Below are 10,414 nucleotides of genomic sequence, written 5' to 3' on the forward strand. Positions count from 1 at the left end.
TCGTCCCTTGTTAATATTATTGATTTTCAAAAACAACTGTAGACTGTTCACTGTTCACTGTTAATTGAACCGTTCTCCCCAATATCAAAGCCCGATTATCTTTTTCGTGTCCTGCCGGCATGTTAAAGGCAATTGGGAAATTGTATTCTGCCAAAGCGTCTAAAATAAGTTGTTTTGTGGAACTTCCCCAAAGCGTTGTATTCTTTCTGACTTTAGTAATGTCTCCGACTAAAACGCCTTTGCAATTATCAAAATACCCCGCACGTTTTAAACTTTGTAACATACGATCTAAATGGTAATGGTATTCGCCAATTTCTTCAATAAATAAAATTTTACCAGACGGATCAATACTCGTTTTAGATCCCAACATACTATATAAAATACTTAAGTTTCCACCAATTAGTTGTCCAGTAGTTGTGCCTGTTTTGTTATACTTAGAACCCTCCAAAGTGTAAGCTAAAGCGTTGCCAAAAAGCGCTTCTTTAAAAGTTGAAATGCTTTCTTTAATGGTGTTGGCGTCATCTTGTAAACTAGTACACATTATGGCATGTAAACTTTCAAAACCTTCATTATGGAGTTGATTGTGAAGTGCGGTAATATCAGAATATCCAATAATCCATTTTGGGTGTTTTTTAAATTCAGTATAGTTCAATTTATCTAAAATCCGTACGGTGCCGTAACCCCCACGAGCGCACCAAATGGCACTAATTTTCGGATCGTCCATAGCTTTTTGTAGGTCTTCATAACGCTCCTCATCAGTTCCTGCAAAATGGTTATTTTGGTTAAACACGTTTTTACCAACTTCTACAAATAAGCCCCAACTTTTAAGTAGGTTTTTGGCTTTTTCAATTTCGGCAGTTCGGTTTTTTAGAATGCCCGATGGTGCAACAATGGCAACGGTATCGCCTGTTTTTAAGTAAGGTGGACGCATTAAAGTAGTCGTTTTGTTTAAGTTTGTGTTTTGTGCCGTAATAGCTGTATTTCCAAATAAAAAAACAGCACAAAGTAGGATTGTGATTAATGTGATTCTAGACATAATGTAAATGTACATTTTTTTTCTAAATCGCAGTCAAATTGTGTACTTTTGCGGCTTTAAATAAAGTATTCTAAAATACTTTGTACCCTTGAGCATTATCAAAAATGAAAATATATTTTATTTGAAGATAAAAGCGCAGCTTGCGAGAGGTTTTTAAATTTGGTCTCGACTGCGCTCGGCCTGACATTAGTTTTAAAATGATGAACAAACCAAAACGATACACTATTACCTCTGCATTACCTTACACCAACGGTCCCATACACATTGGACATTTAGCAGGAGTGTATGTGCCAGCCGATATTTATGCACGCTATTTACGCTTAACAGGAAACGATGTGGTTTTTATTGGTGGAAGTGATGAACATGGCGTACCCATTACCATTAAAGCCAAAAACGAAGGCGTATCTCCCCAAGACGTAGTTGATAAATACCATGCTATTATAAAACAATCATTTCAGGAATTTGGTATTTCGTTTGATAATTACTCACGGACATCGGCTAAAATTCATCATGAAACGGCCTCAGAATTTTTTAAAACCTTGTACGATAAAGGAGCGTTTATTGAAGAATCCACCGAGCAATTGTACGATGAAAAAGCCAACCAATTTTTAGCTGATAGATTCGTTACAGGAACCTGCCCAAAGTGTGGCAACGAGGAAGCTTATGGCGACCAATGCGAAAAATGTGGAACGAGTTTAAATGCTACCGATTTAATAAACCCGAAGTCGGCATTAACAGGCAATGTACCAACATTAAAAGAAACCAAACACTGGTTTTTACCTTTAGATAAGCATGAAACGTTTTTACGGGAATGGATTTTAGAAGGGCATAAAAAAGATTGGAAACCGAATGTATACGGACAAGTTAAATCGTGGATTGATGATGGTTTGCGCCCTCGTGCGGTAACCCGTGATTTAGATTGGGGTATTCCAGTACCGGTTAAAGGAGGTGAAGGTAAGGTGCTGTACGTGTGGTTTGACGCACCTATTGGCTATATTTCATCAACTAAGGAATGGGCACAACGTGAAGGAAAAGATTGGGAACCTTATTGGAAAAGTGATGATACCAAATTGGTACACTTTATAGGAAAGGACAATATCGTATTCCACTGTATTATTTTCCCTGCGATGTTAAAGGCCGAAGGCAGTTATATTTTACCGGAAAATGTGCCAGCTAACGAGTTTTTAAATTTAGAAGGTAATAAATTGTCGACCTCAAAAAATTGGGCAGTTTGGCTACCTGAATATCTTATAGAATTTCCTGGGCAGCAGGATGTTTTGCGTTACGCCTTGACCGCCAACGCGCCCGAAACAAAGGATAATGATTTTACTTGGAAAGATTTTCAAGCAAGAAATAATAACGAATTGGTGGCCATTTTTGGAAACTTCATTAACCGAGTGGTGGTGTTAACCAATAAATATTATAACGGCATCGTGCCTGCTCCTAATGAATTATCGCAAGTAGATGAGGAAACGTTGGCAGCAGTAAAAGCATATCCAGACGTGATTTCTAGTTCTATTGAACGTTACCGTTTTAGAGAAGCGCAAACAGAACTTATGAATTTGGCGCGCCTTGGAAACAAGTATCTGGCCGATGAAGAACCTTGGAAAGTTATAAAAGTAGATGAGGCACGCACACAAACGATTATGTATGTGGCATTGCAAATAGCATCTGCTTTAGCTACGTTAAGCGAACCCTTTTTGCCGTTTACTTCTGATAAATTGAAGAAAATTCTTAATCTTAAATCGAACCAAAATAATGGAAACGCTAGTCATGCTGAGCTTGTCGAAGCATCTCAATGGAGCGATGTTTCAATTAAAGAAGTATTGCTTCCCGTTGGACACAAAATAGGTGAAGCCGAATTGTTATTCTCGAAAATTGAAGATGAAACTATTCAATTTCAATTAGATAAATTAGAAGCCAGTAAAAAAGCAAATGCTTCGACAAGCTCAGCACAGGTTCCGCAGCCACAAAAAGAAGAAATCACTTTTGACGATTTTACTAAATTAGATATGCGTGTTGGCACTATTTTAGAAGCTGAAAAAATGCCAAAAGCTAAAAAATTGTTGGTTTTAAAAGTAGATACTGGCATTGATGTACGCACTATTGTTTCAGGAATTGCAGAGAGTTTTACGCCTGAAGAAGTCGTTGGGAAAAAAGTAACTGTTTTAGTAAACCTAGCTCCAAGAGAATTACGTGGTGTAGAAAGTCAGGGCATGATTTTAATGACCGAAACCGCAGAAGGCAAATTGGTGTTTGTAAATCCTGATGATGCTAATGCCATAAATGGATTGCAGATAAGTTAGTTATTTCTTAACTTTACGAAAAACGTAAAATTATGTTATCAAAAAATATAGAAAAAGCACTTAATAACCAGATACGAATTGAAGCCGAATCGTCACAAATATATTTAGCTATGGCGTGTTGGGCAGAAGTAAAAGGTTTAGAAGGTGTAGCTGGATTCATGTACAAGCAATCTCAAGAAGAACGGGATCACATGCTTAAATTGGTAAAGTATGTTAACGAACGTGGTGGGCATGCTCAAGTATCGGCACTAGCCGCTCCAAACGTAACATTTAATTCGTTTAAAGAAATGTTTGAAGAACTTTATAAGCATGAAGTTTTTGTTTCAGAAAGCATTAACGAATTAGTACACATAAGTTTACAGGAAAAAGATTATTCAACTCATAACTTTTTACAATGGTATGTTGCCGAGCAAATAGAAGAAGAAGCCATGGCGCGTACTATTTTAGACAAGATAAACTTGATTGGAGATGACAAAGGAGGCTTGTATTTATTTGATAGGGACATTGTTAATTTAACGGTTAATTCGGCATCAAATCAAAGCCCTCAATAATTTTAACATTTAATCTTATTTAGATTTAATAAAAATAATTATTTTTGCCCGTCATTTATTTATAAATAAGTCTCTTGGGCAAAAAAAAACAAAAAAAAGCGCTAAAAAAACTTGAAAAAGTGGGAATTAAACTCCCAAGTAAAGTAAAGAGTAGCTGCTGTGAAAAATATAGAAAAAGCGGGGACAAGCGTTGTAAAAAATGCCCTTGCTTCGATTTGCTTCAAAAAGTAGCGTAGTTTTCAAAAAAATCTCAATCTTAATAATTTTATAAAAGCAGACTTCAATTTAAATATTGGTCTGCTTTTTGCTTCTTTCAAAAAAAACCATTAATCAAAATATACGATGAAATCAGTTGCCTTAAGCACGTTTGCAATACTTGTACTATTTACAAATTGCAATACTTCTAAAAAAGTAGCTCAAACAAATTCTGAAGAGCTTACACCCGAAATGAATATAATAAAGGATCCTGTTTCAATTGAAAATATTAAATGGAAGTTGGTAACATTAATGGGTAAAGATGTAAGTGATAAAAAAGCATTCATCATGTTTTCAAACGAAGACAATAAGGTTTTTGGTCATGGCAGTTGCAATAACTTTAGTGGTACTTACCAATTTAAAGAAGGTAACCAAATAACACTGTCTAAAATAACTGCTACTTTAATGGCATGTATTGATATGGAGGTGGAAAATCAATTTATGGCTGTTTTAGAAAAAGCAGATAACTATTCACTTAATGGTAGCACCATGACTTTAAACAAAGCAAAAATGGCACCCTTAGCTATTTTTAAAGCTGTTAAAATAGAATAAATTTTATTTTGTTGCATATTGAAAGGTGCAGTGTAATGAATGTCAATATTTAAATCAGCTTCCCTTATCGACAAATGACAAAAGTGGGAATTTTATAATCAAAATTAATAATTTTATAACAAAAATATAAGAACAGAGTTGCATCTTTGTATTGTAATTAAATTCAAAATTCATGAAAAAGTTAATTCTATTATTCGTTGCAATAAGTTTAATAAGTTGCGGGGCTTCTAAAACCGTAAGAGTATCTAAAAAAGTTATTAAAGGCGATTGGGTGTTAAGTTCAATAAACTATAGCCAAACGGGAACTTACAATGTTACGTTGTTTAACGATGCTTCTAAGACTTGTTTTGAAGGCAGTACATGGCAATTTGTTCCTAACAACAATACAGGAGTTTATACCATTAACGATGCCAGTTGTCCAACAGGGGAAAGACATTTTGTATTTACAATTCAAGAAGTAGATGCAGAAACAGGTTTGTATGACTTTTTGCTTAAGCCTACTAATGAAAAGTATAAATCGGAAACCAATCAAGGTTTTAGATTGAAACTTTCTGCTTTATCAGAGTATGACATGCAGTGGCAGCAATCGGTAAATGTTTCAGGTAACTCGTTTACCATAAATATGAATTTTTCAAAAAAATAAAAACAGATGAAACACCTATGAGAAAAAGCTTCACACACGAGCATGATTATTCAGGGTGTTCCATCTGACAATTAAAAAACAATAAATATAAACAGATGAAAACAATTATAAATAAAGCAGGAATTTTACTTTTTACACTTGTTGTAGCTATAAGTTTAACAAACTGTAAAGCAATTCAAAACGCAAATAATAAACAAAAAGGAGCTGTTATTGGTGCTACTGGTGGCGCTATTTTAGGAGCTATTATTGGGAACAATGTTGGTAAAGGAGGTAATGGTGAATTAGGTGCTGTTATTGGAGGTGTCGTTGGAGGTACCGCAGGGGTACTTATTGGTAATAAAATGGATAAACAGGCCCAAAAAATTGAAGAAGAAATACCTGGAGCACAAGTAGAGCGTGTTGATGATGGTATCGTGGTAACTTTTGATGAAGGTAGTGGCGTGTATTTTGATACTAATAAATACAATGTTAACACGGCATCACAAACCACGTTAAATAAACTAATTGGTGTTTTTAAAGAGTATCCAGATACTAATATTTTAGTTGTTGGACACACCGATAGCCAAGGAGCGGAAGATTATAACATGACGCTTTCTAAAAATAGAGCATATGCGGTAACGAATTACTTATCTAATAATGGTATATCTAAAGGAAGATTAACAACCAATTGGTTTGGTGAAACGCAACCAATGCATGACAATTCAACTGCTGAAGGACGTGCTAAAAACAGACGTGTAAACGTAGCTATTTTGCCTAATGAAAAAATGATTCAAGAAGCTAAAGAACAAGCAGGAAATTAATTATTCTTAATATAAATTTGTATAAATCTCGTTTTCAATGTTAATTTGAAAACGGGATTTTTCATTTAAAACAAACTTAATGAACCAATTATTAGATTTTATAATTTCACACACACAACTTCCAAAAGTTTCCATAAAAAATACGGTTGAATTACTAAATGAAGATTGTACCATTCCGTTCATATCACGTTACCGAAAGGAGCGGACAGGTAATTTAGATGAGGTGCAAATTGGTGATATTGTAAAGTATAAAGAACAATTTGAAGCTCTAGAAAAAAGAAAAACAGCCATTTTAAAAGCCTTGGAAGAACAAGAGGTGTTAACTTCCGAACTAAAGCAAAAAATTGAAGCAGCACAAGATGTAACGACGCTTGAAGATTTATACTTGCCATTTAAGAAAAGCCGAAAAACGAAAGCGGAAACGGCAAGACAAATGGGACTTGAACCTTTGGCAAAAATTATAATGAGTCAAAATGCCAATGATGTTGAATCACTAGCGTTTAAATATGTGAAAGGTGAAGTAACTTCGGTAGAAGATGCTCTAGAAGGTGCACGCCATATTATTGCCGAATGGATTAATGAACGAACCGATATTCGTAACAACATTCGCAAGCAATTGGAACGTTTTGCAATGATTTCCACGAAAGCAGTGAAATCGAAAATGGATGATGAAAACGCTCAAAAATTCCGGGATTATTTTGATTGGGAAGAGTCTTTAAGCAGAATTCCATCACATAGGTTACTTGCCATTTTAAGAGCCGAAAGTGAAGGTTTTATTAAATTGAAAATCGATATTGATAATGACAAAGCTTTAGCTAAAATTGAAGATAGAATAATTCGTTCTAACAATGAGTGTTCAAAACAAATTCAATTGGCCATTCAAGATGCTTACAAACGTTTGTTGTTGCCATCGTTAAGTAACGAAGCGCTTCAAAATGCCAAGGAAAAAGCAGATGCGTCTGCTATTTCGGTATTTGCAAAAAATTTAAAACAGTTACTCTTAGGGTCACCATTAGGAGAAAAACGCATATTGGCAATTGATCCCGGTTTTAGAACTGGCTGTAAAGTGGTATGTTTGGATGCACAAGGCGGCTTGTTGTATAACGAAACCATTTATCCGCACCCACCTAAAAGCGATACGTTTGGGGCGATGAAAAAAATAAGTTCACTTACAGAAGCATATCAAATCGAAGCCATTGCTATTGGAAATGGAACAGCATCACGAGAAACAGAAGCGGTTATTAGAAAAATCCATTTTAAGAATGATGTGCAAGTGTTTGTAGTAAGTGAAGCAGGCGCCAGTATTTATTCGGCTTCTAAAATTGCACGTGACGAATTCCCAAATTATGATGTTACCGTTCGTGGCTCGGTATCTATCGGACGCCGCTTGCAAGACCCGTTGGCAGAATTGGTTAAAATAGATGCCAAATCGATTGGAGTGGGGCAATACCAGCATGATGTAGACCAAACCAAACTTAAAAAAGAGTTGGATGTGGTGGTTGAAAGTTGTGTGAATGCTGTTGGAGTAAACATCAATACCGCCAGTGCTAGTTTGTTAAGTTATGTTTCGGGTATTGGTCCAAAACTAGCCGAAAATATAGTGAGTTATAGAGACGAAAACGGTGCTTTCACTTCTAGAAGCGATATTAAAAAGGTACCTCGCTTGGGTGGAAAAGCCTTTGAACAAGGTGCAGGTTTTTTAAGAATTAAATTGGCTTCAAACCCGTTGGATGATTCTGCGGTACATCCAGAAAGTTATGCCATAGTTGAAAAAATGGCGAAAGATTTGGGTAAAAGCGTTCAAGATTTAATCGGAAATAAAGACCAGCTTAAAAAAATAGATTTAAAAAAATACTGTACAGATTTAGTTGGGCTACCTACACTTCAAGACATTATAAACGAACTGGAAAAGCCAGGCTTAGACATACGTGAGCAAGCCAAAGTGTTTACTTTCAATCAAAACATTAAAACCATTAGCGATTTACACGTGGGACAACTTCTTCCGGGTATAGTAAACAATATCACTAATTTTGGATGTTTTGTAGATGTTGGTATTAAAGAAAGTGGGTTAATACATGTGTCTAACTTGTCCGATTCTTTTGTTTCAGACGTTAATGAGCATGTAACCCTGCATCAACAAATTATAGTAAAAGTTTTGGAGATTGATATTCCGCGAAAGCGTATTCAGTTAAAATTGCATAAATAAGTCACTTGAATTAGGGACAAAACGTATTGAGTTTTTTGTAATTAAGTAAAAGAAATAGCCACAAATACACGAATGCTTTTTCATATTCGTGTATTTGTGGCTTAAATTTAAACATTAAAAAGCTAAATCTAAGAAGCTATTTTAGCCATTTGAGGCTCTGATATGGCTTTTTTAATCAATACATGCCATTTTTCAATACGTTGTAATTCAAAATCTTCGTTTAAATCATCATCTATATTAAAAAAGGTAATGATAAGATTGGGCCTAGTCGATGATTTATAAATAAATTCTAAACCTAAACTTTTTAGAGAAAGTGATTTATTTGCACCGTTATTATAGCTTTTAATTATGTTGCACTGTTTAATATCATTTGAGTTGATATTATTAATAACACTGGATTTATCTGAGTTAAATTTTATGTAGGTTATGATCTTATTATCGTTGCTAATACCAATAAAATTTTTACGCCAAACTTCTTTTAGGTTGTATACCAACCCATTATTTTTTATTAAGACATTGGCTTGTTTTTTTATACTAACGGCGTTTTTTGTTCCGTTATAAATAAACAAAATAAAAGGAAGGAATACGCTCAAAACTAAAAGCGTAGAAATAATTACTAATGAGGTTTTCATCTGGTATGTTTTAAATTAATTTTTTTGAAGAACTCACCTTGACTTTTTTGATTGAAGCGAAAATATCCTTTGCGCAAGCTGGCTCGTTCACTAAAATAACCCACTGGGTTATTTTTATACGCTCCGTCCAGTTCCAGATTTTAGCTTTTTAGCACTTCATAGCGGCGCTACGGAGTAAAAAAATAGGTAAAATCTGGGGCAAAAAGATCATTTTGCAGCCAATTGAAAAAAGTCAAGATGAGTTCGAATAGATTTAAGGCACGCCATTAAATATTTAATGACTGCGTTTTGGTCAAATACAACAAAAATTAAAGGCTACAAGAACGAATGAAACGGATAAATAATGCTCCGGGGAGTTAAATTTAAATCGAGAAAATCACACACTTTTAAATACTGTAAATCACTTTCAAAAACCACTTCGTTTATAGGGTTTTTTGAATAGAAGTGGTTTTCGTTACTGGGTTCTTTTTCCTTGTCAAAACTTACTAATTCTTGAAAAGAATTGTTGGTAATAACGGCTAAGGCATTAAAAGAATAATCAATTTTAAGATCGTGTGTAGATGTCGTTTTTTTTAAAGCTAAATCACCTTCAGATTCATAAAGGAACAAGGCGAATAAACTTAACGCAAGCGTTAAAAGTAAACTGTTAAACTTTAGCATTTAATAAAAATTACAAAGTGTAAATGTATAAATAAAGCCTGTTAAAAAAATAATAAAATTTTAAAACAAAAAATGCGAACCAAAAAAGATTCGCATTTCATTTTATAAAAATAGGTACAAATTATTTATTCATGTTTTTCATTTCTTCGGTAAAAGTATCTAAATCAACACCATTACTTACTAAAGTTAAGGCTTTGTCAACAACGTATTTTACGTTTTCAGGATGAAACCCTAAACCTACACCAATTTTTCTAAGTAAAATTTCCTCATTATCACCTTTAATGTGATCCACATACACGATACGAGCCAAATCGTACAAACGTTCTAAACGTCTGTCATAATCGTATGGCGGATTAATGGGGTGTGATTTGTAGTCCTTTAAAATTAAGGCATAATCGGCATCGCTAATATCTAAATTACGAGCTAATCGGTCTAAAAACGCTTTTTCATCATCCGAAATAACACCATCATCCATGGCTACGCGTACAATAGCGGCAAAATGATCTTCATTTCGCTTTTTAAATCCACTATCAAATAAATCTGAAAACGACATACATTTTTTTTTTGTGGTGCAAACCTACATATTTTTTTCGTTTTTTTATACGAACTTATCTTGACTTTTTGTTTTTAACCGAAAATGAGATAAAATTTATACAGATGAGGCAGTTTTTGCAAGGCATAGTATTACTGTGCATAAAAAAAGTAACGAAATATGGATAAATTTTAGCCATTCCTGCCTGCCGGCAGGCAGGTTTTAGGAAATAAAAGTCAAG

Annotated in this window: 10 protein-coding genes; 6 read left to right on the forward strand and 4 right to left on the reverse strand. The window is 34.4% G+C overall.

The features are described 5' to 3' along the window. Window positions 1-16: 16 nt before the first annotated feature. Window positions 17-1,036: an LD-carboxypeptidase gene (locus ACGLWY_RS10085; RefSeq protein WP_396619551.1), complete on the reverse strand. Its 1,020-nt coding sequence runs from the start codon at window positions 1,034-1,036 to the stop codon at window positions 17-19. A 200-nt stretch (window positions 1,037-1,236) separates the two neighbouring features. Between ACGLWY_RS10085 and metG the strand changes: the two genes are divergently transcribed. From metG to ACGLWY_RS10115, 6 genes are all read left to right on the forward strand, one after another. Further along, window positions 1,237-3,342: a methionine--tRNA ligase gene (gene metG / locus ACGLWY_RS10090; RefSeq protein ID WP_396619699.1), complete on the forward strand. Its 2,106-nt coding sequence runs from the start codon at window positions 1,237-1,239 to the stop codon at window positions 3,340-3,342. A gap of 32 nt (window positions 3,343-3,374) precedes the next feature. Further along, window positions 3,375-3,893, forward strand: coding sequence for a ferritin (locus ACGLWY_RS10095; RefSeq protein ID WP_396619552.1), 519 nt, complete (start codon window positions 3,375-3,377; stop codon window positions 3,891-3,893). Between the two features lie 342 nt (window positions 3,894-4,235). Further along, window positions 4,236-4,700 carry an META domain-containing protein gene (locus tag ACGLWY_RS10100; protein WP_396619553.1) on the forward strand — a complete coding sequence of 155 codons (465 nt, stop codon included), beginning with the start codon at window positions 4,236-4,238 and terminating at the stop codon, window positions 4,698-4,700. Between the two features lie 172 nt (window positions 4,701-4,872). Then, window positions 4,873-5,343: a lipocalin family protein gene (locus tag ACGLWY_RS10105; protein WP_396619554.1), complete on the forward strand. Its 471-nt coding sequence runs from the start codon at window positions 4,873-4,875 to the stop codon at window positions 5,341-5,343. Between the two features lie 95 nt (window positions 5,344-5,438). Further along, window positions 5,439-6,143 carry an OmpA family protein gene (locus ACGLWY_RS10110; protein ID WP_396619555.1) on the forward strand — a complete coding sequence of 235 codons (705 nt, stop codon included), beginning with the start codon at window positions 5,439-5,441 and terminating at the stop codon, window positions 6,141-6,143. 79 nt (window positions 6,144-6,222) lie between these two features. Next, window positions 6,223-8,349, forward strand: coding sequence for a Tex family protein (locus ACGLWY_RS10115; protein WP_396619556.1), 2,127 nt, complete (start codon window positions 6,223-6,225; stop codon window positions 8,347-8,349). Window positions 8,350-8,477: 128 nt separating this feature from the next. Here the strand turns inward: ACGLWY_RS10115 and ACGLWY_RS10120 are convergent, their stop codons facing one another. The 3 genes from ACGLWY_RS10120 to ACGLWY_RS10130 all read right to left on the reverse strand — a co-directional run bounded on the left by ACGLWY_RS10120 (window position 8,478) and on the right by ACGLWY_RS10130 (window position 10,194). Beyond that, on the reverse strand, window positions 8,478-8,981 hold the full coding sequence (locus tag ACGLWY_RS10120; RefSeq protein ID WP_396619557.1) for a hypothetical protein: 504 nt from the start codon (window positions 8,979-8,981) through the stop codon (window positions 8,478-8,480). Window positions 8,982-9,296: 315 nt separating this feature from the next. After that, window positions 9,297-9,641 (reverse strand): hypothetical protein, encoded by a 345-nt coding sequence (locus tag ACGLWY_RS10125; RefSeq protein WP_396619558.1) that lies wholly within the window; start codon window positions 9,639-9,641, stop codon window positions 9,297-9,299. 121 nt (window positions 9,642-9,762) lie between these two features. After that, on the reverse strand, window positions 9,763-10,194 hold the full coding sequence (locus tag ACGLWY_RS10130) for a TerB family tellurite resistance protein (RefSeq protein WP_396619559.1): 432 nt from the start codon (window positions 10,192-10,194) through the stop codon (window positions 9,763-9,765). Between the last annotated feature and the right edge of the window lie 220 nt (window positions 10,195-10,414).

The organism is Mariniflexile sp. HMF6888 (assembly GCF_044335535.1).
In the GTDB taxonomy this organism is placed as follows: domain Bacteria; phylum Bacteroidota; class Bacteroidia; order Flavobacteriales; family Flavobacteriaceae; genus Mariniflexile.